This window comes from Paenibacillus anaericanus (genome assembly GCF_003994475.1).
Lineage (GTDB): Bacteria > Bacillota > Bacilli > Paenibacillales > Paenibacillaceae > Fontibacillus > Fontibacillus anaericanus.
On the sequence record NZ_RZNY01000010.1, the window covers coordinates 153,351 to 179,830 of the forward strand.

22 protein-coding genes are annotated in these 26,480 nt (G+C 40.3%); 21 read left to right on the plus strand and 1 reads right to left on the minus strand.

What is annotated here, in order from left to right:
• The first annotated feature begins 14 nt into the window (after window positions 1-14).
• The 6 genes from EJP82_RS13790 to EJP82_RS13815 all read left to right on the plus strand — a co-directional run bounded on the left by EJP82_RS13790 (window position 15) and on the right by EJP82_RS13815 (window position 6,984).
• Window positions 15-953 (plus strand): pectinesterase family protein, encoded by a 939-nt coding sequence (locus tag EJP82_RS13790; RefSeq protein WP_211350108.1) that lies wholly within the window; start codon window positions 15-17, stop codon window positions 951-953.
• A gap of 18 nt (window positions 954-971) precedes the next feature.
• Complete coding sequence (locus EJP82_RS13795) at window positions 972-2,084, plus strand: glycoside hydrolase family 88/105 protein (protein WP_127192645.1); 1,113 nt, start codon at window positions 972-974, stop codon at window positions 2,082-2,084.
• A gap of 23 nt (window positions 2,085-2,107) precedes the next feature.
• A complete protein-coding gene (locus EJP82_RS13800) occupies window positions 2,108-3,469 on the plus strand; it encodes a glycoside hydrolase family 28 protein (RefSeq protein ID WP_127192646.1) in 1,362 nt (453 codons plus the stop codon).
• A 12-nt stretch (window positions 3,470-3,481) separates the two neighbouring features.
• Window positions 3,482-4,375: a dienelactone hydrolase family protein gene (locus EJP82_RS13805; RefSeq protein WP_127192647.1), complete on the plus strand. Its 894-nt coding sequence runs from the start codon at window positions 3,482-3,484 to the stop codon at window positions 4,373-4,375.
• 75 nt (window positions 4,376-4,450) lie between these two features.
• Entirely contained in the window at window positions 4,451-5,416 is a 966-nt protein-coding gene (locus EJP82_RS13810) for a pectinesterase family protein (protein WP_127192648.1), read from the plus strand.
• Window positions 5,416-6,984 carry a glycoside hydrolase family 43 protein gene (locus tag EJP82_RS13815; RefSeq protein ID WP_127192649.1) on the plus strand — a complete coding sequence of 523 codons (1,569 nt, stop codon included), beginning with the start codon at window positions 5,416-5,418 and terminating at the stop codon, window positions 6,982-6,984. The genes EJP82_RS13810 and EJP82_RS13815 overlap by 1 nt, the downstream gene beginning before the upstream one ends.
• Window positions 6,985-7,054: 70 nt before the next feature.
• On the opposite strand, the gene EJP82_RS13820 is transcribed toward EJP82_RS13815, so the two are convergent.
• Entirely contained in the window at window positions 7,055-9,400 is a 2,346-nt protein-coding gene (locus tag EJP82_RS13820) for an AraC family transcriptional regulator (protein ID WP_127192650.1), read from the minus strand.
• A gap of 215 nt (window positions 9,401-9,615) precedes the next feature.
• On the opposite strand from EJP82_RS13820, the gene EJP82_RS13825 reads away from it, so the two are divergent.
• The 15 genes from EJP82_RS13825 (at window position 9,616) to EJP82_RS13895 (ending at window position 26,480) form a co-directional block, all read left to right on the plus strand.
• Window positions 9,616-11,133, plus strand: a complete 1,518-nt coding sequence (locus EJP82_RS13825) for an extracellular solute-binding protein (protein ID WP_127192651.1) — start codon at window positions 9,616-9,618, stop codon at window positions 11,131-11,133.
• A 536-nt stretch (window positions 11,134-11,669) separates the two neighbouring features.
• A complete protein-coding gene (locus tag EJP82_RS13830) occupies window positions 11,670-13,217 on the plus strand; it encodes an extracellular solute-binding protein (protein WP_127192652.1) in 1,548 nt (515 codons plus the stop codon).
• Between the two features lie 132 nt (window positions 13,218-13,349).
• The gene (locus EJP82_RS13835) at window positions 13,350-14,318 is read left to right on the plus strand and encodes an ABC transporter permease (protein ID WP_127192653.1); all 969 of its coding nucleotides are present in this window, start codon (window positions 13,350-13,352) and stop codon (window positions 14,316-14,318) included.
• Window positions 14,319-14,339: 21 nt separating this feature from the next.
• A complete protein-coding gene (locus EJP82_RS13840; RefSeq protein ID WP_127192654.1) occupies window positions 14,340-15,215 on the plus strand; it encodes a carbohydrate ABC transporter permease in 876 nt (291 codons plus the stop codon).
• Window positions 15,216-15,261: 46 nt separating this feature from the next.
• Window positions 15,262-16,359, plus strand: coding sequence for a glycoside hydrolase family 88/105 protein (locus EJP82_RS13845; RefSeq protein WP_127192655.1), 1,098 nt, complete (start codon window positions 15,262-15,264; stop codon window positions 16,357-16,359).
• A gap of 107 nt (window positions 16,360-16,466) precedes the next feature.
• Entirely contained in the window at window positions 16,467-17,582 is a 1,116-nt protein-coding gene (locus tag EJP82_RS13850; protein WP_127192656.1) for a glycoside hydrolase family 88/105 protein, read from the plus strand.
• Between the two features lie 34 nt (window positions 17,583-17,616).
• Window positions 17,617-18,978 (plus strand): glycoside hydrolase family 28 protein, encoded by a 1,362-nt coding sequence (locus tag EJP82_RS13855; protein WP_127192657.1) that lies wholly within the window; start codon window positions 17,617-17,619, stop codon window positions 18,976-18,978.
• Window positions 18,979-19,159: 181 nt separating this feature from the next.
• On the plus strand, window positions 19,160-19,834 hold the full coding sequence (locus tag EJP82_RS13860) for a response regulator transcription factor (RefSeq protein ID WP_127192658.1): 675 nt from the start codon (window positions 19,160-19,162) through the stop codon (window positions 19,832-19,834).
• On the plus strand, window positions 19,822-21,027 hold the full coding sequence (locus tag EJP82_RS13865) for a HAMP domain-containing sensor histidine kinase (protein WP_127192659.1): 1,206 nt from the start codon (window positions 19,822-19,824) through the stop codon (window positions 21,025-21,027). Before EJP82_RS13860 ends, EJP82_RS13865 begins: the two co-directional genes overlap by 13 nt.
• 51 nt (window positions 21,028-21,078) lie before the next feature.
• Complete coding sequence (locus tag EJP82_RS13870; protein ID WP_127192660.1) at window positions 21,079-21,981, plus strand: ABC transporter ATP-binding protein; 903 nt, start codon at window positions 21,079-21,081, stop codon at window positions 21,979-21,981.
• Window positions 21,978-23,273 carry an ABC transporter permease gene (locus tag EJP82_RS13875; protein ID WP_127192661.1) on the plus strand — a complete coding sequence of 432 codons (1,296 nt, stop codon included), beginning with the start codon at window positions 21,978-21,980 and terminating at the stop codon, window positions 23,271-23,273. Before EJP82_RS13870 ends, EJP82_RS13875 begins: the two co-directional genes overlap by 4 nt.
• Entirely contained in the window at window positions 23,215-23,859 is a 645-nt protein-coding gene (locus EJP82_RS13880; protein WP_127192662.1) for an ABC transporter permease, read from the plus strand. Before EJP82_RS13875 ends, EJP82_RS13880 begins: the two co-directional genes overlap by 59 nt.
• Window positions 23,860-23,948: 89 nt before the next feature.
• Window positions 23,949-24,602: a suppressor of fused domain protein gene (locus EJP82_RS13885; protein ID WP_246054127.1), complete on the plus strand. Its 654-nt coding sequence runs from the start codon at window positions 23,949-23,951 to the stop codon at window positions 24,600-24,602.
• 37 nt (window positions 24,603-24,639) lie between these two features.
• Window positions 24,640-25,407 (plus strand): alpha/beta hydrolase, encoded by a 768-nt coding sequence (locus EJP82_RS13890; protein ID WP_127192664.1) that lies wholly within the window; start codon window positions 24,640-24,642, stop codon window positions 25,405-25,407.
• Window positions 25,408-25,493: 86 nt separating this feature from the next.
• The gene (locus EJP82_RS13895) at window positions 25,494-26,480 is read left to right on the plus strand and encodes an ABC transporter substrate-binding protein (RefSeq protein ID WP_127192665.1); all 987 of its coding nucleotides are present in this window, start codon (window positions 25,494-25,496) and stop codon (window positions 26,478-26,480) included.

A 26,480-nucleotide genomic window follows, 5' to 3' on the forward strand; every position in this document is an offset into this window, starting at 1 on the left:
CAAAAGGTGATCTTATGAAAAGTGTTATAAGGGTAAGCCAACAGGGAAATGGTGATTTTGAAACGATTCAGTCAGCAATAAACAGTATTCCGCAGGACTCTTCACAGACAATCCTGATGACAATTGAATCGGGTGTATACAAAGAGAAACTTGAGATTAATAAACCTAATCTCTACCTACTCGGAGATGGACATGTACGAATTGTTTATGATGACTATGCGAAGAGAGAGAATGCAGTGGGTATGCCTATGGGAACTTTCGCTTCAAGTAGTACCTATATTTCATGTGCCAATATCAAAATTGAGAACATCACTTTTGAGAATACGGCAGGTGAAAGTGATCAGGTAGGCCAAGCAGTTGCGTTATACGTAGATGCTGACAAAGTCGCTTTTAAAAATTGTTCTTTTTTAGGTGCACAAGATACGTTGTATCTAGGAAGACCTAAAGAAGAACTGAATAATAAAAGCGGACGAAACTATTTTGAAAATTGCAGAATTGTTGGTGATATTGATTTTATCTTTGGTTCAGCAACAGCTTATTTTCAAGAGTGCCAAATCGTTAGTAAGGATCAAGGGAAAGAGATCAACGGATATATTACCGCTGCTGCAACTCCGGTAGATAAGGAAGTAGGGTTTGTCTTTCATCAGTGTAAATTGTTGAGTGATGCGGCTAAGAACAGCGTTTACTTGGGCAGACCATGGCGGGATTATGCTAGAACGGTATTTATAGATTGCTGGATGGACCAGCATATACATCAAGAAGGTTGGAACGATTGGGATAAAACATCTGTTGAAACAACGGTGTATTATGGAGAGTTCGGCTCAGCCGGACCGGGAGCAAACGTAAGCAAACGTACGGTTTGGTCTGCACAGTTAAACGAAGAGGATTTAAAAAAATTCTCCCTAAATGAGTGTTTTAGAGGAGATATATCATGGATTTATGAGTGGGAATAGTAACTGGAGGGGAACTAATTGACCTTACAATGGGCTATTAAAATAGCAGATTCCATTATGGAACGCACACCATTACTACATGAGAACAAAGGTAGTCATGGTAAATGGTCTTATGAAAATGGGGTTGTGTTAAAGGGATTTGAATTGCTGTGGAAGCAGACGGGTGAGTATAAGTATTTTCAATTCATTGAGGAAAATATGGACTACTTTATTCATGAAGAAGGTAACATACGGGGATATCAACTTGACGAATATAATATCGATCATGTTAACAATGGAAAATTACTTTTCTCTCTATACAACGAAACCAAGCGGGAAAAATACAAAAAGGCGGCAACCCTTTTAAGAGAGCAATTAACAACACATCCTCGGACATCGGAAGGTGCCTTTTGGCATAAAAAGATTTATCCCTATCAAATATGGTTAGATGGTCTCTACATGGGAGCTCCTTTCTATTTAGAATACTTGCTGACGTTTGAAGATGGACAAGGTATAGATGATGTAACGAAGCAATTTGTGATTTGTGAGAAGCATACGAAAGACTCCCAAACAAGTCTACTGTATCACGCTTGGGATGAGAAACGAGTTCAACCATGGTGTGATTCCGAGACGGGATTATCTGCTAACTTTTGGGCACGTTCCATGGGTTGGTTTGTTATGGCATTAGTAGATGTGTTGGAAATAATCCCAACCGAGCATGCAGATTATCATGAACTGGTGCGTATGTTGAATGACGCCTTAACTGCCATGAAGAATTATCAGGATTCGGAAACGGGAGTCTGGTACCAGGTGGTGAATCTGGGAGGGAGTAAGGGGAATTACTTAGAGGCTTCTGCTTCGAGCATGATCGTATATGCTATTGCTAAAGGAATTCGTATAGGTGTGTTAGACATGAACTGGTCTGAGGTGTTGGATCGAGCATTTAATGGACTCATTACAGAATTTGTGCTTGAAACAAAGGAAGGCCAAGTTAATTTGAATAAAAACTGTCAAGTTGCTGGGTTAGGTGGACCTCAAGGACGTGATGGATCTTATGCGTATTATATTAGCGAACCTATTATTACAAATGACTTCAAAGGCTTGGGTGCATTCTTGCAGGCTTGTACTGAATACGAGGCATTAAGATCATAGAATAGACGGGGAGAGATTAAAAGATGCGACATTATAATATTATAGATTTCGGAGCAACAAGGGATAGTCAGGAATTAGCTACAGAGGCTATTGCCAGCGCGATTGAAGCGGCAAGTATAGCAGGTGGGGGGACGGTTTATGTTCCAGCGGGTACGTTTCTAACCGGGGCCATCTTTATGAAAAGCAACATAGAATTGCATTTAAGTCCTGGTGCTGTCCTATCATTTAGCACGAATCCTGAGGATTATCCCGTTGTGGAATCCAGATGGGAAGGAGTCAAACAACAGGTTCATGCTTCATGTATCTATGGTAATGACTTGGAGAATATCTCGATTACAGGAAGCGGTACATTGAACGGTAATGGGCAACCATGGTGGGAGAAGAGACTTAAGCGGCCAGAGGAATTGATCTATCCTAGACCAAAGTTAATTAGTTTTGATCGCTGCCATCGTGTAACTTTAAAGGATCTGACTTTAACCAATTCTCCTAGTTGGACCGTGAATCCAATTTGTTGTTCAAATATCACGGTTGACAATGTGTCCATTCTCAATCCAGCTGATTCACCAAATACAGATGGTATTAATCCTGAGTCATGCTCTAATGTTCGGATTAGTAACTGTAATATTGACGTTGGTGATGATTGCATTGCCATTAAATCAGGAACTGAAGACACGGAGGAACGAATTCCTTGTGAGAATATCACGATTACCAACTGTACCATGATTCATGGACATGGCGCGGTTGTGCTAGGAAGTGAAATGAGTGGTGATATCCGTAATGTAACGATCAGTAACTGTGTGTTTAAACAAACAGATCGAGGCATTCGTATGAAATCAAGACGAGGACGCGGGGGAACGATCGAAGACATACGCATCAGCAACATTGTAATGGATGATGTGATTTGTCCATTTATTCTTAACCTGTATTACTTCTGTGGACCACGTGGTAAAGAAAAATATGTGTGGGACAAAAATCCGTATCCTATTACAGATGAGACTCCGTGTTTTAGACGCATTCATTTTGCTGATATTACCGCAAGGAATGTTCACACTGCAGCAGGATTCTTATATGGGCTTGCAGAACAATATGTTTCAGAAATCACATTTGCTAACATTGATATTTCGATGGCGGAAAATGCTATTCCGGGCCGTCCAGCTATGATGACAGGTATCGAAGATATGAACAATCGTGGTTTCTATTTGGGCAATGTAAGAGATGTTCAATTTAGACATGTGACGATTGAGAATCATGAAGGACCTGCCTTCTACATCGAAAATGGAGAAGATGTTGAAGTTATGGATTGTCGATCCAAAAATACTAACAAACCCGAACAACTAGTAGAGCAGGTTACAGTTACACCTTCTAATCATAATATTAGTGAATGAGGTGGGCTAGCAATGGTTCGTGATCAACTCAAGAAATTATTAGGTGATCTCCCTGATAATAATAGGCCTATCAAGGCTACAATGATGACTCAAGACGAATTTGATGGGTATCATCTAGAGTCAATCCTACTCGAGTTAAATGGAATCGAACAAGTACCTGCTTATGTAGCAAAACCCCTAACAGGAGAGGGGCCGTTCCCACTTGTCATCGTAAATCATTCTCATGGGGGAAATTATGCTCATGGGCGTAATGAATTTATTAAGAGCAGTCCCTACTTGCAGCAGCCATCATTCGCTAAAGTCCTAACAGATATGGGCTATGTCGCTTGTTGCATTGATATGTGGGGCTTTAATGAACGCGGTGGCAAAACAGAGAGTGAACTGGTGAAGGAAATGCTGTGGAATGGCCAAGTGATGTGGGGCATGATGCTCTACGACAATATGCGGCTAATAGATTACATGTGCAATCGTGAGGACATTGACGCTACCCGAATTGCCACACTGGGTATGTCAATGGGCGCAATGATGGCATGGTGGATGGCTGCACTAGATGAGCGGATTGGGGTCACTATCGATATTAGCGGACAAGTAGATGCGCATACATTATTGGCCAAAAGAGGACTGGATCATCATGGTTTCTATTCCTATGTTCCCGGTTTGTTAAAACATTTCACGACGCTAGAAATCCAAAAGCTGATTGTCCCTCGTCCACGAATGAGTTTAGTAGGTAGAAACGACCGGTTGTGTCCTATTGAAGGGGTCGAACATTTGGCTAACGGTCTATTTGAAGCTTACAAGGATGCAGGAAAACCAGAACATTGGCAGTCCATTATTACTAGTGGCGGTCATATGGAGACAAAGGAAATGCGGATGGAGTGGCAACGGTTTTTAGCCCAGCATTTATAACAGCGGGCATTAATTTACCGAGGCAGGGGCATTTCATCAAGGTTTCTAATCTACTGAAGGAACGGGGACAAGACCATGCTTGTAGGAAAAGAATCTTTTTGTGATTTTCATACCATTCAAGAAGCGATTGATTCACTAGAGCAGCAATCTTCAACAAAACATGAAACGCTTTATATTTTGTCGGGGGTCTATGAAGAAGAGGTGCGAATTTATCGTTCGCATCTTACCATCATAGGTATTGGTTATGTTGAGATCATCATGAATCGTTATGCCAAGGAATTAGGTGAGACAGGAGAAGAGATTGGAACTTTCGCGACTCCAACTATATTCTTGGGGGGGAGTCATCTTATCCTAGAGAATCTCGTCATTGTCAATTCGGCAGGACAAGGTAAAGACGTTGGACAGGCAGTAGCTGTATATGCCCATTGTGATGAAACGGTTTTTAGAAATTGCACTCTTAGAGGTCATCAAGATACGTTGTTTACAGGTCCACTACCACCCGCACCCAAAGAGAGATTAGTGTTTGGTGGGGTCCATTTAAGAGAACATCATCACCAATATCGCCAGCTGTATCAGAATTGTTATATTGAGGGCACTGTGGATTTTATATTTGGTGGAGCAACTGCCTACTTTGAAGATTGTGAAATTCGCAGCTTGTACCCTGGAGCGGATACTATTGGGTATATTACTGCAGCTTCTACACCCAAAGGGCAGAAGCATGGTTACGTATTTAGGAATTGCTATCTGACAGCGGCTTCTAATGTTCCTGCGGTATTTCTGGGACGGCCTTGGCGAGAGTATGCTAAAACCGTATTCGTAGATTGCAAGATAGGTGGGCATATTCATCCGCTTGGCTGGGATAATTGGAGTGACGCTGCTAATGAACAAACCGTTTGTTATCAGGAACAAGGTGTACAGAATGCAGATGAATTACGGAAGCATCGCGTACCTTGGGCGGGGTGTTTTGAGAAAGAGGAAGTAACTCTGGGTAAGGAACATGTTTTTACCGGAAGTGACTTTTGGAAGCGGGAAGGAAAGTAATGAGCGTGATACAAAATCCGATATTAAAGGGTTTCAATCCAGATCCCTGTATCTTAAGAGTTGAAGATACTTATTATATTGTAGTGTCTTCGTTTGAGTGGTTGCCCGGGGTACGAGTGTATCAATCCAAGGACTTGGCACATTGGGAACATTGCACCGATATTTTAACGAATCAAGTTGATTTAAGAGGAAATCCGAAAAACTGTAGCATTTGGGCACCGCAATTAAGTTATCACGATAACCTTTTTTATCTCTTATATACGGATGTGAAAAGTACCAAACGCCCATTTAAGGACGCTCATAATTTTCTCATCACGGCTCCTTCGATTGAAGGACCTTGGTCGGAACCAGTCTATCTTAATAGTAGTGGATTTGATCCTTCTTTATTTCATGACGATGATGGTCGCAAGTGGTTACTGAATGCACTGTGGGATTATCGTATTGTAGAGGGGAATAAATCTAGCGGCATTGTTATACAAGAATACGATAGTAAGCAACAACGGTTAGTAGGCCAACCAATTAAACTATTTGATTGTACACCATTAAAGAAAACAGAAGCACCTCATATCTATAAGCAGAACGGATACTATTATTTGATTACTGCAGAAGGTGGCACGGGTTCAGGACATGCGGTAACGGTGGCTCGTTCTGAACAATTATTAGGCCCTTATGAAGTTGATCCACAAAATCCTATGCTTACTTCGCGGGACAATCCAGAGTTGCCATTGCAATGTGCAGGACATGGCAGTCTCGTAGTAACACCCAACGGCGAATGGTATATGGCGCACCTATGTACTCGTCCTATTAATGGTAAATATGAAATTCTAGGACGAGAGACGGCTTTACAGCAAGTGTACTGGAATGAAGAAGGATGGTTACGATTAACAGCGGGTGGTAATACTCCACAATTAGAAGTGCCGGCACCTAAAGGGAGCTCGTTAGAAATTTGGAAGCAGAATGCTATATTTGAGGATACCTTCGATGGTCGGCGGATAGAGAAAACGTGGAATTCACTACGAATAATGGTAGATGAGAGTTGGTGTTCGCTTACAGAGCGCCCCGGCTATCTTCGGCTGATGGCTGGAGAGTCAATTCAAAGTCTTTTTCAACACCATATTCTTGCGATTCGGCAAAGTGATATGCAATTTCGAGCTGAAACAGCACTAGAATATTATCCTAACAGCTATTTGCAAATGGCTGGCTTGTTGCTTTATCTAAATGATGAAAACTACCTATATGCATATGTCAGTCTCGAAGAGGGGCAAGGCAAGGTATTGCGGATAATGAGATGTGTAGCAGATACCTTCACAGTAGTTCCAGAAACGATTGCACTTCATGAGGCTTGTTCCATTCATTTAGCAGTAGAAGTGGAAAATACAAAAGCTCAATTCTACTATCACATGGGGAATGAATCGGGTTGGGAATCACTATTTGATGTGGAAGATATCAGCTTCCTATCGGGTGGATTCACAGGGAATTTTGTTGGGATCGCCGCTCATGACATGCAACGATATCAAGGTAGCTACGCTGATTTCACTCATTTCCGTTATCATGGAAAAGATGTTTGAGTCTCTTAAAGTCAAAGAAAAAACCTCCGAGTGGAGGTTTTTTCTTGCCCGATAATATGCTGCGAATGCTCTACATCGATTCATCAAGCTTAGATTTTGATTTGGCACCTGAATTAGTGTCACGATATTGTCCTGGTGTCATCCCTTCCTGTTTGCGGAAGGATCTGATGAAGTTCTGTGAGTTGTTATATCTTAATTTGGCTGCAATATCCTTGATCGGCATATCGGTCTCTCCCAGCCATTTCTTAGCCATCTTGAATCGATACATCGTCAGGTATTCACTGAAATAATAATGAGTCTCCTTACGGAAGACGCTGCTAATATAGTTGGCATTGTAATGAAGCCGCGAAGCGCATTCTTCTAATGTAAGATCCGTATCATAATCATGCTGTATCAAATCGATGATCTTCTCTGAGATGTTGTGGTACTGGGCATTTTGTCTGCTGTTAAAAATTTTGATCATAGGATGAATGACCATGCTCCAGAACCAATCCTCAATTTCCGCTACGGTGTGAAGGTCAAGCAATTCTTCAAAAATGGAGCCATTTGCATGATAAATTTGATTGAGGCTAATCCCTGATTCCTGCATCATAATGAGTAAATTATTAAGCAGACGGGTTAGTGGAATTTGATATTCCTGCGGTGAAAGCTCTACAGCAAAGATGGTTTTAAAAAGCCCATGAACCAGTTCCTTTGCCTTATCGGTTTCAGCCAATTTGATAGCATCCATTAGATCATTTTCTTTATGTGTAGGATAATTTAAATTCAAGTAGTGCTTACCCGAGTTAATATTCTCATACTGGATAATGACACCCTTACCAAGCTTAATACGGTGCTTTAATGCTTCAAGCCCTTCTCTGTAGGCAATAGATAGTTTGTCGATACAGTTGAATGGCAAGCTCAGGCCAATACTAACCTGCAGTTTTAAACAAGTATTTATTTCCTGCTGTAGCTTCTCTGTTAAAGAATAAAGTGTTTGGTGATAGGATTCGATATTACAATCTGGACTGCCAAATAATACGACTACCGCATGGTCCATAATTACAGGAGCAAGTCTTTGCTCTGAAGGGACCAACTCTTCGATGATATTGTGTACGGCAAATAATAATAAGTTGAGATCCTTCTTCTCATAGCTAGTATCTTCGGAGAAGTCGATGGATAAGGTAATGACAGCCATCGTCTTCCATTCCTCAACCTGAGTATGATAGTCGAATTGTTCCAGTTCTTCGAACAGTTTACGCTTCTTAATGTTACCGTGGAAGGCGTTGATTAGGAAAAATGTGCGAACCTGCTGGATATGCTGCCCCAGTTCTTTTTCAAGCTGGGATTTGGTTTGGAATAAATTATGTACTTGCTCCCCAATTACCTGAAACTCATTGGTATGTTTTAACCTGAGATCAGTCTTGCGCTGCCCTATTTGATTGAGTAGTCTTTCAATTGGTGTATACATCTGGCGGGAACCTATCCAAGCTAATATAATCGACAATAGCAACATAACAATACATAAATATATAGTAATAGTACCAATCTTATTAGATTCCTTCGTCAGACTTTCCATTGACGTAACGGATAGGTATACCCACCCATTTAACTGAGACCTCAAATAAGTAACTGAATATTTTTTATTGTTTATCAGAGTTTTAAACTGTCCGGATGTTTTCTCCGGATCTGAAATCAAAGAGAGTTCTTGAAATCCACTTTCATCAACAGGTTTGCCGATTAATGAGGAATCAGGGTGGAGTAGGATTCTGTTATCTTCGTTTAATATCATAATACTATCCAAAGGTTGCACGTCTGTGTTGATATCATCTTGAAGACTGCAGGCTGGAATATTTGCAAGAGCTAGTCCGTATTTTTGTAGCTTTGAGTTCGGAAGCTTCTTTATAAGACTAATACTATAATTACAGCCTGTAGGATTAATGCTTTCCTCACTATAGAACCATGAAGAGGGGGTTAGGATCCATGAAGTATTATCAGGAGTACTTAGTAGATTTGAAAGTTGCTCATGGTCCTTATATTGATCTAATCGATAGAGCCCGGAATTTTTGATCATCCAATTTTGCCGTTGGTTCAAAAGGATAACATCTTCTAATTTTGTATCAAAGGATTGCATGTTACGGATTTCACTTCTTAAATCATTGTATAAAATGAAATCGTTTTCATTTAATTGGTTGTCGAGTGCTTTTTTTAATACACTTGAGCTAACGACTTGGTTTAAAGTTTGATTGACAGTAGTGAGCTTATGCTCAACATTTGAACTGATTTGTAAAATGAGTTCCATTTTACTTTTGTTTACATTTTTTTGGATTTCTTTAGAGGATGTCAGATATGAAAATGAACCGATGAACAGCACAGGGAGCGTGCTAATGACAAAGGTAAAAATAGTTAGTTTACTTAAGAAGCTTAATGGTCTCACTGGACTCAGCACCTTTGCTTATGTAGAAGTAGTCACTGATCTAAGTGTATGTAATCTGGTCAATAATGACAATAATCATCTCGTGTCCCGATAATCATTTACCCTAATTATGAGTATGAACGGTAAATATTTCAAGTGATTTGGTGTATTGTGATATTTATAGGACGAATATAGCGGGCTAAGCAACATACATAACTTTTAGGGGGAAACAAAGAATGTCTAGAGAATCTGTTAGGAGAAGAGTAACCTATTATGGCTGTTTGTTTTTTATACTCGCTATTTCCTTGTTAAGCGCATGTGGTAATGATGAGTCTGCAGGGACAAAGTCTAGTGAGAATCTTCCGAGGATTTCTATTCTGGCACCGCTTCACTTTCCCCAGCAGCCTTCAAAGGAAATAATGGATGAAATTGAAAAATTGACAGAAGTACACCTCGATATAAGATGGGTTCCTGAGGGTGTCTATACGGATAAAATGAACACGGCACTGACAACGAATTCCCTAGATAAAGTTACCTTTGTGAAATTTTCGGACTATAATCTAGTGAAAAATGCGATTCGTTCTGAAGCCTTTTGGGAGATTGGACCTTACCTTCAGGAATTCTCTAATCTTAAAAACCTAGATAAAGCTATTCTTAACCAAGCCGCCATCGATGGTAAAATATATGGCTTATATACCGAACGCCCCTCGTCTAGACAGGGAATCATTATCCGAAAAGATTGGCTCGACAATCTTCAATTAAGTAATCCCCAAACAATAGATGAGCTATATGAGGTCATGAAGCAGTTTACTTATAATGATCCTGACCAGAATGGTAAACGGGATACGATTGGATTAGTTGACCGTAACGATCTTGTCTATGGTGTATTCAAGACGCTGAGTTCTTATTTTGGTACCCCAAATAATTGGAAGATAGAGAACAATCAAATTATTCCTGAATTCGCGACAGCGGAGTATATGAACACTATGAACTTTATGAAGAAATTGTATAATGAGAAAATTATTAATCAGGACTTTGCTCTTACTAGTAAAGAAGTTCAACGGGATGACTTTATCCGCGGGCAAGCTGGTGTATATATTGGAAGTATGACAGACGTGCAGAGATTGTCTGTTGAAGCTCAGGCTCTGAATCCAAAGGTAGAATTGACACTGATCAATCGGATCGAGGGGCCTGATGGATATAAGGTATGGTCTATCCCAAATTACAACGGATTGTATCTCTTCTCGAAAAAGGCCATTACGACAGAGGATGAGTTGAAACAGGTGCTTACCTTTTTTGATCGGATGATGGATAAAGACGTAGCAAATCTAATGATGTATGGGTTTGAGGGGCGACATTATGAACTTCAAGACGGGAAGGTCATTCTTCCAGAGGAAACCTCGCAACTACGTGTAAATGAAGTGAATCCTCTATATTCTTTGATGATTGCTGATGTTAGTAATAAGAATATTATGGAGGTAGGCAAGAAGGAGCAACTGACCGCCCTTGCGGATCAGTTGATTAAAGACAATGAACTGTTTCTTGTTAATGATCCAACAGTTCACCTAAGCTCCCCAACCTATGATGAGAAGAATGTGGAATTGTCTACGATTATTGTAGATGCTACGTACAATTACATTCTCGGCAATTTAAATGTAGGTGAATTTCAACAAGAGATAGAGCGCTGGAAGCGTAATGGTGGGCTCCAGATTATCCAAGAGTATAATGAGGCAATCGCACGCGATATGAAATAAAATCTTTCTTTGGAACCACTGCGTAATTAGCGCAGTGGTTTTATTGGTCTCTAACACATAATTAGTGCATGACGATGGATGGTTCGCTATATGCAAGGATGTTGCAAAGGACCTGCTACCGATTTCATTTACCGGGAAATACTCCAGCTAATTTGATGGGAGAACCCATAATTCCTCATCTAACTGGAATAACTCCAGTTAAATCAACGATTCACCGTCACTATACTTCTCAAGCGTCAAATTAGCTGGAGAAATTCCAGTTCGTTACCTACTGGCGGAAGCAAGTACCATATTAGATGGAGATATTCCTTGTATATAACTCCACCCAATTTCAAGTTTATTCTTTATACATTGTGTATAAGCACCTGGCCACACGGCTAGGTGCTTTTTTATATGCTGTTCAGTTATCACGATAATCATTTGCCCAGATGCCTTTAAGAATAGGCGTTTATGAGTAAATGATTATTTTCGTAATCGTGCAGTGAATGTACTGTGGAACTTGTAACCAATACAAGTCCAATGGAGGTCAAAACGGTATGAAGAAAAAATCTTTCTCCATCTTGTTAACTGCATTATTAACTTTCAGTGTAATGCTATCTGCTTGCTCAGGAGGTAACAACAGTAGTAAAGAAAAAAATGATCCAGCTCCTACTACTAACGGGGGGGACACTACAGCAGTGGTTGTAGAGCCAGAAGCACCGACAGAAATCAAGATCATGCTTCCATTAAATACGACAGACACGCCACCAGACACGATTAAAATTGAACTTGAGAAATTGACTAACACGAAACTTACCTATCAATTTTTCCCTGCAGATTCGTATGAAGAAAAATTAAATACATCATTTGCTACCGGCTCATTACCACAAGTGACCTACTTAAAGAATCAGGCGACATTCGTTCAGATGAAGGAGTCGATTAAGGACGGACAATTTTGGGAAATAGGACCCTACTTAAGCGAATTCCCGAATTTGAGCAAATTAAAACCAGAAATTCTGAATAACACCAAAGTTGATGGTAAGCTGTATTCGCTTTATATCGGTAGACCGCTTGCCCGTCAAGGGATCATCTATCGTAAAGACTGGGCAGACAAATTAGGCATTAGTGCACCGGCTAATTTAGATGAACTATACGAAATGGCAAAGGCTTTCACGGAACAAGATCCTGACGGTAATGGTCAGAAAGATACAATAGGCGTGGTTGACCGGAATGAACTTTACTATGGTGCTTTCAAAACGATCTCAGCGTGGTTCGGCACACCGAACACATGGGGGGAAAAAGACGGTCAATTAGCGCCAGAGTTTACATTCTCGCAGTATGTTGACACGATGGATTTCTTCAAAAAATTACGTGATGGCGGTTATATGAACCAGGATTTCGCGGCAACTAGTAAAACGGATGCTGTAAATATGTTTACTAGTGGAAAAGCAGGTCTCTATATCGGTGGATCTATGCAAGATATTGATACCCTGAATAAGGATTTAATTAAGAATTATCCTGATGCGGTACTGGACACACATAGTATGGTTGCGGGTCCTGATGGGAAGTTTGCTCAATGGATGATTCCGGGCTATAACAATGTCGCTTTATTCCCGAAATCTGCAGTGAAGGATGAGGCAGAGCTCAAGAAGATCCTTGGTTTCTTTGACAAAATGATGACTCCTGAAGTAGCCAACTTGATGTTCTGGGGAATCGAAGGTACACACTATACGGTTGTAGACGGAAAAGCGAAACCAGGAGATGACAAGGAACTAATCGAACGTGAAGTAAAAGGTTATAAGGACAGTGTTATCGGAGAAGCTGAAACGAATGGAATGTACCAACCTTATAACATACTACCAGGTAGAATTCATGCCGAGGAATTGGTTTTGGAAAATGTTAAGGTAGGTGTTGCAGATCCAACGGCTGCTCTTGATTCGGCAACCTATGTGGAAAAGGGCGTTGAGCTCCAACAGATTATTACGGATGCAACTTACAAATATATCTATGGACAGATCGACAAGGCTGGCTTCGACAAAGAGGTTGAAAGTTGGATGAGTCGGGGCGGTGCCCAAATTATAGAGGAATACAATGCTGCGAAGTGATCGTGATTTTAGCTTAAAGTAACACTGATGGCTAAAAGTGAAAAGGCTATTGATAGATTTCAATAGCCTTTTCCTTTAATTACGACATAGGTAGCAACATATTCGAATTTTGAAGGAGAGAGGGAGAGTATCATGCAGGAAGTCACCGCTCAGCCCAGTTCAGCTCCAAAACTGAAGCTCAAGAAATACAAAAGTAACAGCGAGCTCAAAAAGCGTGTGTGGAGAAACAAATGGCTGTATGTCATGTTAACACCGGGCGTACTTTATTTCATCATATTTAAATATTTCCCCATGTATGGATTGATTATCTCGTTTCAAGATTACAAACCTTACCAAGGAATACTAGGTAGTGATTGGGTAGGGTTGAAGCATTTCCAAAGACTGTTCACAGAGCCTGATTTTTTAAATATTTTAGGGAATACGCTTATTCTATTCGGACTGAATATTCTTATATATTTCCCGATCCCTATTATACTTGCGCTGATGTTAAATGAACTCAGAGGTACATTCTTCAAAAGATTTTTTCAAACCCTAGTTTATATACCACATTTTTTGTCATGGGTTATTATTGTCTCGATTTCCTTTGTTATGGTCACGATGGACGGAGGAATTATTAACGAGTTGCTCTCCTATTTTGGATTTCAAAAAGTGAATTTCTTACTAAGTCCTGGTTGGTTCAGGCCTATGTATATCATTCAGGTCATCTGGAGAGAAGCGGGCTGGGGGACAATTATTTATTTGGCATCCATTGCGGCCATTGATCCTGGACTTTATGAAGCTGCACGTATGGATGGAGCCGGACGAATGAGACAAATTTGGCATATAACGCTTCCGGCAATTCGAGGTGTCATTATTACCTTGTTTATTTTGAAAATCGGTTCCGTTCTGGATCTTGGATTTGAACATGTATATCTGTTGCTCAACTCCATGAATCGAGAAGTTGCGGAAATTATTGATACGTATGTATATACCGCGGGAATGAGGCAAGGCAAATTCAGTTATAGTACGGCTATCGGATTCTTCAAATCCATTATTGGCTTGATTATGGTTATGTCCGTAAATAAGCTATCCAAAAAAATGGGTGAAGACGGTGTTTATTAGTATTTTGAAGGAGGAATCAAAATGGTAGAAGACAGATCTATAGGCGGTAGACTTTTTGCTGCATTTAACTTTACGTTGTTAGCCATCATCGCTTTGATTACTGTGCTTCCCTTTATCCATGTCGTAGCTGGCTCATTCACAACGAGTGCGGAATTAGCGGCTAATAAATTTGTGCTGATTCCAAAGGTATGGAGTCTAGATGCATACAAGTTTATCTTCTCAACAAATACGATATTTAAGGCAATGGGTGTTTCCATCGGTGTTACGCTAATAGGTACAATGGTAAGCATGCTATTAACTGCGCTTATGGCATACGGTCTTGCGAGAAGGGATTTGGATGGGCGTAATGTTGTGAACTTCTTGGTTGTATTCACCATGTTGTTTCATGGTGGAATGATTCCTACATTTCTAGTAGTGAAGGAATTAGGGCTGATCGATTCTTATTGGGCTCTCATTCTTCCATCTGCGATAAGTGCATTTAATATGATCATTCTCAAGAACTTTTTTCAAAATATACCTGAAGGTCTTGAGGAATCAGCTAAAATTGATGGTTGTACTGATTTTGGAATATTGTTCAAGATTGTATTACCGCTATCCATGCCGGCGATTGCAACGATTTCCTTATTCTATGCGGTTACATATTGGAATAACTACATGAATGCCATTCTGTATCTGGATGATAGTGCTAAATGGCCGATTCAGGTTCTACTGAGACAAATTGTAGTCCTTGCTAGTGGTATGGATCACAGCGCTACACTGGATGCCACGAATCCACCGCCGGACCAAACGATTAAAATGGCTGTTATTGTTGTCGCAACTATACCAATTCTATCGGTGTATCCGTTTATGCAGAAACACTTTGCTAAGGGTGCAATGTTAGGATCTATGAAAGGCTAGACAAGAGGTAGAAGAGAGAAAATTTCATTTTGGAAGGAGCTTTGAAATGACTGTGAGTCGGCCGCAGACACCTATGGAATGGGCTAGGAAGGCCTGTGATTCGTTAATGGACAATTACGCAGCAGGTGAACTTCCTCCTGCACACCGTTGGCACTATCATCAAGGGGTATTTCTCTGTGGAATGGAATCCCTGTGGGAATCGGTTCATGAAGATCGCTACATTGATTATATTCAACAATATGTAGACGATCTGGTAGATGATAACGGTAACTTATACTTTGCCCGAGATGAACTGGATGCTGTGCAGGCAGGCCTTTTACTCTTTAAACTTCATGAACGGACAGGCAAGCTTAAGTACAAAATTGCTGCAGATAAGTTACGAAACTTGTTACTTACGTTAAATAAAACCTCTGAGGGTGGGTACTGGCACAAGGATAAGTATCCGCATCAAATGTGGTTAGATGGGCTCTATATGGCAGGAGTATTCTCTTTGAAGTATGCCAATGTCTATGGAGATGAAGGCTTACGTGAAACCGTACTACATCAGGAGAAGTTAATGCGTAAGTATATGAAGGATGATGCAACTGGCTTATTGTATCATGCTTGGGATGAAAGTCGGCGTATGCCTTGGGCCAATCCGCAAAGTGGATGTTCTCCAGAATTCTGGAGCAGATCACTTGGCTGGTATGGTCTCGCATTATCGCAATTTCTAGATCTGTTGCCTGCTCATGATCCTGGGCGAGTGGAGATTGCTTCTAATTTGCGTGATTTTGTATCCGCACTTATTCGTTATCAGGATAAGGAGAGTGGACTCTGGTATCAGGTAGTCGATAAAGGAGATCAACGTGATAATTGGCTGGAGACTTCGGGATCATGTTTATTCGTTTATACGATTGCCAAAGCAGTGAAGCAAGGAATCACCGGGGAAGATGCTTTGGTTGCTGCTAAAAAAGGATACGAGGGCTTAATCAACGTGCTTCGATGGGATGAACAGGGGAGGCTGATTTTACCGGATATCTGTATCGGTACTTCAGCAGGAGATTATGAGAGTTATGTAACACGACCAAAGGTAAGTAATGACTTACATGGAGTTGGGGCGTTGGTTATGGCATGTGTTGAAATGCAAACTTTACTCAATCTTTAATAGTTAGAAGTCTTATATTTTCACTAGAAAAGGACTTGATTCTCTGGGATTGAAGGTAATCAGGGGATTGGGTCCTTTTATAATTATATTTATTTTGGAGGTAGGGGATGAAAACGTCACGGTGGAGTATTAAAACAGCAAATTCTATCATGGAACGATGTCCAAAATTGTATGAAGACAAGGATCAGCAAGGTAAATGGGCATATGACAATGGTGTGGTGTTAAAAGGATTTGAATACCTTTGGAAGCAGACCGGGGAGCGCAAGTATTTTCAATTTATCCAAGATAATATGGACTACTTTATTCAAGAGGATGGCAGTATTCGAGGATATCAACTTGATGAATACAATATTGATCACATTAACAACGGGAAGTTATTATTTTGCCTATACAAGGAAACCAAGCAGGAGAAATACAAAAAGGCAGCAGATTTATTAAGAGAGCAGTTAAAGTCACATCCACGAACCTCGGAAGGTGCTTTTTGGCATAAAAAAAAATATCCTTATCAAATTTGGTTGGATGGTCTCTATATGGGAGCACCCTTCTATTTGGAATACTTGCTGACATTTGAAGAAGGACAGGGCATTGATGATGTGACGAAACAATTTATTCTGTGTGATAAACATACGAGAGATAGCGAAACGGGACTGCTGTATCATGCATGGGATGAGCAACATCTACAACCTTGGTGTGATTCAGAGACCGGATTATCCTCTAACTTTTGGGGACGTTCTCTAGGATGGTATGTCATGGCATTAGTGGACGTACTGGAATTATTACCAACTGAGCATGCAGATTACGATGAATTGGTGCGTATTTTGAATGAGACTTTATCTGCTCTGAAGAAATACCAGGATAGAGAAACTGGAGTCTGGTACCAAGTGGTGAATCTGGGTGGGAGAAAAGGGAATTACCTAGAGGCTTCCGCTTCTAGCATGATCGTATATACCATGGCTAAGGGGATTCGGTTGGGCGTATTAAATGATACCTGGTATGAATCATTAGACTCAGCATATCTAGGACTTATCATAGAGTTTGTACTTGAAACCAAAGAAGGATGGGTCAATTTAAATAAAAATTGCCAAGTAGCTGGTTTAGGCGGAGCGGATGGGCGAGATGGTACTTATGCCTATTATATTAGCGAACCTATAGTTACGAATGACCAAAAAGGCATCGGAGCTTTCTTGCAGGCCTGCGCTGAGTACGAACAATTAAGAGGTTAGATCAGGCAATAGAATAGGGGAGGAGAATAATATCATGCAAGTGTATAACATTGTGGATTTTGGGGCCTTCAAGGATAGTGAAGCGTTAGCGACAGATGCAATTTCGCGTGCCATCGAAGCGGCAAGTGAAGTAGGGGGAGGAACGGTGTATGTTCCATCCGGTACATACCTGACGGGTGCGATCTCTTTGAAAAGTAACATTGAATTGAATTTAAGCCCGGGTGCAATCCTTTCTTTTAGTACGAATCCAGCGGATTATCCTGTGGTGGAATGTAGATGGGAAGGCGTAAATCGACTGGTTTATGCTCCTTGTATCTATGGAAAGGATTTAGTCAATATCTCGATCACAGGTAGTGGAACTTTAAATGGGAATGGAGGACCTTGGTGGGATAAATTTCGGAATCATCCCGAGGAGTTACAATACCCTAGACCAACTTTAATCGGCCTTGAGGGCTGTCAGCGGGTAACGCTGAAAGATGTGACACTTGTGAACTCTCCCAGCTGGACCGTCAATCCTATCGCTTGCTACAATGTCACGATCGATAACTTATCTATTCTTAATCCAGCCGATTCGCCGAATACAGACGGCATTAATCCTGAATCATGCTCTAATGTTCATATTAGTAACTGTAATATTGATGTAGGTGATGATTGTATTGCGATAAAAGCGGGAACCGAAGACACCAAAGAGCGGATTCCTTGTGAGAATATCACGATCACCAACTGTACGATGGTTCATGGACATGGGGGCGTTGTACTTGGAAGTGAAATGAGCGGCGATATTCGTAATGTAACCATTAGCAATTGTGTCTTTAAACAAACTGATCGTGGGATTCGGATGAAATCAAGACGGGGACGTGGGGGGACGATAGAAGATATTCGGATTAGTAATATTGTGATGGAAGACGTGATATGTCCGTTCACTTTAAATCTGTATTATTTCTGCGGACCTCGTGGTAAAGAAAAATATGTGTGGGATAAAAACCCCTATCCGATTACGGATGAAACTCCATGTTTTAGACGTATCCATTTTGCCAATATTACCGCACGTAATGTCCATGCTGCTGCGGGTTTCTTATATGGGCTTGCGGAGCAATATGTTTCGGAGATTACATTTACCAATATCGATATATCGATGGCGAAAAATGCAGTTCCAGGTCATCCAGATATGTTAACGGGCATCGAAAAAATGCACAATCGTGGCTTTTATCTGGGCAATGTAAGGGATATTCAATTTAGTCATGTGACGATTGAGAACCATGAAGGACCTGCCTTCTACATTGAAAATGGTGAAGAGGTTGAAATCATGAATTGCCGTTCGAAAAATACTATTAAACCCGAAAAACTAGTGGAGCAGGTGACGATGACACCTTCAAATAATAGTCTAAGTGAATGAGGTGGTTCATCAAATAACATGTGAACAACTCAAATGTAATTGCAGAAAGACCGGATAACGTTCATAATGGCATGGAATAAATTTCATGGTGCAGGTTAAACTATATAAACTAGTAGATGCACTAAAAGTTGATAGAAAGTTGATAATTAAGCTTTACTCTCTTTGGTAGAGGTGTGAAAAATTGCAGACTAAAATACTAATTGTTGACGATGAAATCGATATTGTTAACTTACTTCGAGATTATTTTGAGATTATCGGTTATTTCGTTCTAACCGCAAAGAATGGAACAGAAGCACTAGACCAAGCAGGGAAAGAGCCTGATATTATTCTGCTCGATATCAACATGCCCGCTATGGACGGACTTGAGGTCTGCAAAATTATCAGAAATCATGTTTCATGTCCAATTCTTTTCTTGACTGCAAAGATTGAGGACGCTGATAAGATCAATGGATTTCGTGTGGGCGGAGATGACTATATCGTTAAGCCGTTTTCAATTGACGAGCTTGGTGCAAGAGTCGCCGCCCATTTACGTCGTGAGACGAGAAATCAAACTAAATCCAAAGTAAACTTTGCCGGTGATTTAGTCATTGATTACGGGGAGCGTACGGTATCTTATAAACATGAGCCGTTATCTTTTGCCAAAAAAGAATTTGATATTATTGAATTTCTGTCAATGAACAGTGGACAGGTGTTTGATAAGGAACGGATCTACGAGTGCATATGGAGTTTTGACGGCAAGGGTGATAGCTCTGTCGTCGCCGAACATATCCGTAGAATTCGTGCTAAGCTCTCTATGGTGGGCGGTATGAGTTATATTGAGACGGTTTGGGGAGTGGGATATAAATGGATAGGATAAAGCGTATTTGGTTTAACCTGTCGATTCAAAAGACACTCATTGTCTATACCGTTGGGTTTATGTTGCTGGCTACCGTGTTAAGTAGTCTTTCGTTTAATGGACTTGATGAATGGAAGAACGCTATCAATAAGAAATATGTAACATTTGAATATAGCGACTTTACAGATGCTGCTGGAAGATCGGTAAGACTTTCATTGGGGACAGAAAATAGTGAAGTAACGATTTCTCAAAAAGATGAAGTGTTACTGAAATTTATTGATCTCTCTTCAACATTGACGATTCCTGTTTTTTTTGGTGGCTGCATTATTCTTGCCGCCTTTTTATTTTATCGAAATAAGCTGAAGAAGCCGATTGAACTTATTAATCAATCCGCAGCTAAAATTGCTGAGCATGATTTAGATTTTTCGCTACGTTATGAGTCGAAGGATGAAATGGGGCGACTGTGTGCCTCACTTGAAACGATGCGTAGTTCGCTTGAGAACAATTACCGTGAAATGTGGCGCATGATGGAGGAACGGAAACGTTTGAATGCTGTGTTTGCTCATGATTTGAGAACACCGCTGACCGTTCTAAGGGGTTATTCGGATTTTCTCAGCAACTATATTCCACATCACAAGGTAAGTGAGGAGAAGTTGCTGTCAACTGTATTCGCCATATCGAAACATACAGAACGAATTGAAAATTATGTTGCGACAATGAATGATGTGCAGAAATTAGAAGACATTTCGATATCTGCTAGAGAGACAAACGCCCGCGAGCTAGTCGAACAGATTACTTCTACTGCGCAGATGCTGGGGAACCAATTCGCCATTAATATAAACGTTGTTAATCATATTAAAGATGAATTCATTAATGTGGATCCTAAAATTGTTCTACGAGTTATAGATAATCTGCTGTCAAACGCCCTTAGATTTGCCAAAGGGTATATAGAGATTACTTTACAAGTTATGGGGAAAGAGCTGATTATTGAGGTGTCTGATGATGGATGTGGTTTTTCACACGAGGATCTGAAGCAAGGAACAAAGGCATTTTACAGGACTCATAGTGAGGAAAGTGTTCATTTTGGTTTGGGACTATATATATGCAAGACGCTTTGTGAGAAGCATGGTGGCGAATTTCTGTTATCCAACAATGAAATTGGGGGAGCCAAGGGGACGGCGAAATTCGATCTGCAAAAGTTGATAAATAATTGAAAAGTGACCACTATACTTTCCTTGAGAGCAAACAAGGAGGGTATTTTTTTTATGGACAACATGCAAATCGAGATTTCAAATCTAAACAAGTTTTATGGGAAGAAACACGCCTTGCAAAATATTAATCTATCGATTGGTCAAGGTATGTTTGGACTTCTTGGTAGAAATGGTGCAGGGAAAACGACGCTGATGAAAACTCTCGCTACTTTACTGAACAAAAAAAGCGGTGATATTACGGTTTGTGGAATTCCGATTCAGAATGCGAAGGAAATCTGTCGTATTACGGGCTATCTACCGCAGGAGTTCTCCATGTATCCTAGTATGAAAGTGTATGAGGCTATGGATTACCTTGGGGTTCTGTCAGGACTTGACTGCAAAACACGGAAAGGTAGAATACCGGGGCTTCTTGAAAAGGTGAATTTAGGTGATCATCATCGAACCAAGGTAAAGGCTCTATCGGGCGGGATGAAAAGAAGACTGGGTATCGCTCAAGCTATATTACATGATCCAAAGGTGCTGATCGTAGATGAACCGACAGCAGGTCTGGATCCTGAGGAACGGATTCGTTTTCGCAATCTACTATGTGAACTTGCCGAGGAACGAATCGTAATTCTTTCCACACATATTGTTGGTGACATTGAAGCGACCTGTGAAGATATTGCGATTATGGATAACGGAAAATTGTTATACAAAGGTACGGTCAAAGAACTCACTAGAACGGCTACGAATAAGGTCTATACCGCAGAAATAGCGAGAATAGAACTAAATGCATTAAAAGAAAAGTATATCGTGACAGGTATGTTAACCATGGGGGAACGGGTTAATGTCCGATTGCTCGCAAATGAACAACCAACCACAAACGCAATCCTTTGTGAGCCTAACATCGAGGACGCTTATATGCTACGTATGCATGAAAGTGGCGTTGCAGCACACCAACTAGGGGGGAATCTATGATGTTCTTGAAAGAATTCAAGAAAACAATCATGAGTCTCACTTATCTAATCTTTGTCGGTATTTTACTGTTAATGTATGTTACACAATATGAGACTAGTGTAGCAAAAATAGAAGCGCCACAGAAGGGATTACAAAGCTATGGCGTGAAGTATGAAGAGAATAAGGAGATCATCATTCCGAATGCTGTTGAATCTTTGTATGGCGAATTCTCGGCTAATTCATATATCGCGTATCCCATAGGATTTTATAAAAATGTGAAGTTAGGAGACAAGAAACAAGGTGAAATGGTCGCCATTTTGTCCGAAATGACGGGGATCTCCAAGGACGATTTGATGGCGGACGCAGGTACAGATGGGGCAGGGATTACATTTGGTGAAGGTGATATGGTAACAAATGAAAGCGGTGAAATAACATTTACTGTTCCGGGAGAAGGGGAAGGGAAAGAGGTTCTACCTTCGAGAATTTCCATTGATCAAAAGCTGACTTACGAACGTTTCCGAGAACTAATGAAGGATGCAGATAAGCTCATTGGCGGAGGCTCTAAGTATAGCAATCTTACGGATTTTGGTAGTGTTCCTATGACTTATGAAGATGCACTAGTAGAATACAAGGCTATCGTAGAAAAAGATAAAATTACGGGGGCTTTAGCGCGGGTATTCAGTGATTATTTAGGTATTGTTCTTTCTATATTTCCGGTTTTTGTTGCGGTCGCGTTAGGGTTGAAAGATCGCCGAGCTAAAATACAGGAACTTCTGTACACGAGAAGAATATCTTCCTTCCGATTCATGTTTACTCGTTATTTTGCCATGGTGGCGGCCTTGTTCTTGCCGGTTCTGCTGATGGCACTCTATGTGACAGTTCAAACTGCAAATCAGTATAGAGGTGTTGATATAGATCTCTTTGCTTTTATCAAATACTCCTGTGGATCTCTGCTACCTTCCATTATGGTATCGGCAGCAGTGGGTGTCTGCTTGACGGTATTAACAGATACTCCGATTGCAATAGCAGCACAAGGGATTTGGTGGTTTATTGGGATCAATATGGGATTACAGCACATAGACGGTGGTTACGGAAGTGATCTTGTCATACGGCATAATAAGGTCGGAAATACAGATGTCTACTTGGACAACTTCAACACACTTGTGATCAATCGAATTAGTTATACACTTCTGGCTATTGCCCTTGTTGCCTTATCCGTGTGGATCTATGAACTGAAAAGAAGGGGGAAGCTAGATGTTCTCGGTAGTATTAAGAAAATATTCATTCATCGCAAAGTCGAATCTAAAGCATAATTTTCTAATTCACATATTAACTGCCTTGTTACTTCTTTGTCTCACGCCCTTACTCTTCGGAATAGGCAATCTGGACGCTGCAGCATCTGCGGTTCCGCTTGAGATGATTGTTGTATTGTTAGGAATCGTTCTGCTGACTCCTATCTTTATGCCAGAACAGCAAAAGGATATACGCGAGCTTATTGAAACGAAATGTACCTCGCAAAGTGGAATTTATCTCATTCGAATGATCACTTCTGTTACTACTATATTTATAATGATTCTGTGTTTTGCTCTTTTTATGAGCTTAAATGGTAGCAACTTTCCTGTATTAAAGTATACTATAGGCACTTTTTTCGGTGCCTTTTTCTTAGGTGCTGTTGGGGTGTTTTTCAGTGGAATCAGTGATAATATTGCGGTCGGTTACATGGTGTCGCTCTTTTATTACGTCTTTAACATGGCAGCAGGGAGTAAGTATCTTGGAAAGCTATTTCTATTTTCTATGTCAAAGGGTAGTTTTGAGGAAAAGTATTGGCTTATGGGTACTGCGATATTACTGGTTGTTGTCACTTTGTTAATTCAAACTGTGATTAGAAGAGTGAGATAAGGAAGAAAAACCATTAAAGAGAAGGTATTTTATACAAATTCGTCGAATTTCCAATTATCGTAAAACCTACATTTTAGGAGGTATATATTTTGGATAATTCGACTGGATATTCTGAACAGATCTACAATCATGTTGAAAAGCATGTTGGTACAATTAATAATGTATATAAAGAAATCATACCTGATCATATCACAGTAGATATACTAGTAGTTGATCCTACACCTAAACGCAATTATTATACTTTAATTACATCTGGTATGAGTGCATCACCTATGACGGTTCCAGAAGGAGCGGAGGAATATAGACATGCTGAAGTTATGATATGCCTTCCTCCTACCTGGAAATTGTCAGATGAGGCTTTTAAGGATGAAAGAAATTATTGGCCAATTCGGGCGCTAAAAGTAATAGCAAAGTTTCCACATGAGTATAATACTTGGCTCTATTTAGGACATACAGTTGCGAATGGTAATCCAGTACAGGCGTATAGTGATGATGCATTTTTTCAGGGGATGTTGCTCTGGCTTCCAGAGGTAGAAGATAAAGTAGGTTTCTTTAACTTAAATATTTCCGACGAAAAAGTGGTGCACTTCTATAATCTATTTCCGCTATATGCTGAGGAAATGGAATATAAGCTGAAGAATAGTGAGGAAGCCCTAATCAATAAATTTATTAAAGCGGGGGTTAGTGAAGTTGTGGATATTTCCCGAAAGAATAGCTGCAAGAAAAAATGGGGGCTTTTCTAAACCTAATTGCTAGATCGCATTAAGGAGGGGCATTCCTATGTCAATTTACCCGCAAATAGAAGGAACAATTACGGAAATATACTGTAACGAACGGTCTATAACCCTCTACTTCCCTAAGGAATATCATGATCAATCGGATCGACTGTTTCCTATCCTATTGGTACACGATGGTGCTGAATTATTTCAGGATGTACTAATGGAAATCGAAGAGAATGTAAGAAAAGGAGTTGCAGCCCCTGTTGTCTTAGCAGGGGTATCCTCAACCGAACGTAATGATGAATATACACCGTGGCCGCACCCGGCTTTAGCAGATAAATTCCCCGCTTTCGCCGGGGAGGGTGTTGCGTATTTGGATGCTATAGAAAATGAAATTATTCCTTGTATTCAAAGTCAGTACCGAATATCGATGGATCCTTTGGACCGAGCAATAGGAGGAGCTTCATTAGGCGGACTTATCTCGTTATATGCGATGTATAAGAAGAATCATCTATTTAAGAAATATATGCTTTTATCTAGTTCACTTTGGTATGAAGGTATTATAGAATTTATGTCGTCAGAGCCGTTAGATCCTGCTTTGCAGGCTTATATGTACATCGGTGAAAAGGAAGGCATAACCAAACAAAATATACAAAGACAGATGGTGGCCAATAACAAAATAGGTTATCAGATTCTTTGTGATAAGCTACATTCACCGACCAAGCAACTCTGCTTCGAGACTGATCCTGAAGGGGTTCACGATGATCCTTATTTTATTAAGTACTTTATCCGCGGATTAGCTATTTTGTTTCCTGGATTAACAAAGTGACAAAATCTCCAAAAAAAATGGTTGATAATGATTATCATTATCCTTATAATAATTAACATCAACTATTTTAGGGAGAGAATTTTATAATGAAGAGACTATTTATCGCAGGAACAACTGTATTACTAGCAATGAGCCTTGCAGCATGTGGTAGTGATAATAAGAATGAAGCAAATGTTGCCCCGACGGAACCAGCAACAGTTGCCGTAGATAAACCAGCTGTTGAGACAACATCTTCTGAACAAACTATAACTTATCTTGGTAAAGACTATACTTTGCCAGCACAAGTGAATAATATTGTTGCAGCAAGTCTGGAATCTATGGAAGATGCTGCGATTTTGGGAGTTAAACCGGTGGGTGTATTGTCTATTGCTAATGCTATCCCTACATATCTAGAAAAAGAACTTGCGGGCGCGGCTCTTATAGGTGATAAATTCGCTCCAAATAATGAAGCTATTTTGGGATTAAATCCGGATGTTATATTAGGAAGTTCTAAATTTGGCGACGAGGTAGCAGGGGCGCTGAACAAAATACAAACCATGATTCCGTACTCTCATATTTCAACGAATTGGAAAGATAATCTTAACCTTCTTGCCCAATTAACCGGTAAAGAAGCTCAAGCATCTACCATTATTGCAGATTACGATACAAAAGCTGCTGAAGCAAAACTTAAAATTAGTGAATCCTTAAAAGATAAGAAAGTAGTTATACTTCGAATTCGTGAAGGTTCCATTTGTGTATATCCTGCAGGCGTGTATTTGAACCCTATTCTATATGATGATTTGGGCGTAACCATTCCAGATGTCATAGCAAAAACAGAGGCGCAAGCTGAGCTTTCGCTAGAAGGACTGGCCGACTTGAATCCGGATTATATCTTCCTTCAATTCGAAACGTCTGAGAATACGGATGCACCAAAGGCTCTTGAAAAGTTGTTAGACAATGCAATCTTCAAAAGTACGGAAGCAGCTAAAAATAATCATGTTTTCGTAAACGCTATTGATCCACTTGCACAAGGTGGAACAGCTTGGTCTAAAGTTAAGTTCCTCGATGCAGCGATTGAAAACTTATTGAAATAA